Consider the following 1,042-nt stretch of genomic DNA (forward strand, 5'->3'; position numbering starts at 1 on the left):
ATCTTGTAAACAGGATAAACGATAGAATTGCTATCAACATGAGCTACTTGACTTGCATAACCTGCTATATAACTAGCATTAGATACTGTTTTTTTTTGTGAGGCTGACGATGTCGCGCCAGCTGAAACGGGTCAGGCGCTTGGCCGCCAATTCAGCGCCGAAGGGCCGCGCGATCAGCGTCCACACAAAGGCAAACAGCAAGCCCCCCGGCCCCGCCAGGTTGACGTTGGCGAAGTTGAGGAAATCGGCGTCATAGGCGCCCTGGATGCTGATGAACGACGAGGTGTTCACCAACGTCAGCAGCATGCCCAGGTAGAAACGCGGCTGCACGGTGAGGGTGCCGATGCAGATAAACGGCACGGCAAACGCCAGCACCAGCATCGGGAAGTCGTGCAGGTTGGGCAGCACCAGGAACAGATAGAGGCTGGCAAACAGCACTGACATGGCGGTCCAGAAAAAGAACCGATAGATCTGTGGCGCCGGGTCATCCATCGAGGCGAAAAAGCTGCAGGCGACAGCGGCCAGGATCACCGCGCTGCCGCCGTCGGTCCAGCCGAGCAGGATCCACAGCACCGAGGCGACGATGATCGCGGTGACGGTGGAGAACGCCGAGTAGAACATCAACCCACGGTCGAGGAACGGCGTGAGCCGGCCCAGGCGCCAGTGACGGTACACGGCGCGCCAGGTGTCCTGGCTCTCGCACTGGATGGCAGCTTGCAGGCTGCGGCAGTCTTGCCACAGGTCGATCCACTCTGCGAGACGATAGAGCGCATTGGAGAACAGCAGCGTGTGCCGGTCATCTAGCGCTTCGCCCTGGGGTTGAGCGGCGTCGACCTGGTCGCGCAGCACGCGCCAGCGTTCAAGCGGGGCTGTTTCGGTGGTGCTTTCCAGCCAGGCGTTGGCGGCCTCCAGCAACGGTGTGAGCTGATCTGCGAATTCCGGGGCGCGGTGTTCAATCGCGTACACCGCATCATCCAGGGCATCGATCACCGGCAGCAGGTGGATCATGCGCCCGCGCAATTCCTTGGTGTTGCGCACCGTC

1 protein-coding gene is annotated in these 1,042 nt (G+C 60.6%); it reads right to left on the bottom strand.

The features are described 5' to 3' along the window. Window positions 1–78: 78 nt before the first annotated feature. Window positions 79–1,042, bottom strand: a 964-nt coding sequence (locus tag OMK64_RS21305; RefSeq protein ID WP_272730106.1) for an FUSC family protein, incomplete at its 5' end; no start/stop codon positions are given.

It is taken from the genome of Cellulomonas fimi (genome assembly GCF_028527925.1).
Taxonomy (GTDB): domain Bacteria; phylum Actinomycetota; class Actinomycetes; order Actinomycetales; family Cellulomonadaceae; genus Cellulomonas; species Cellulomonas fimi_C.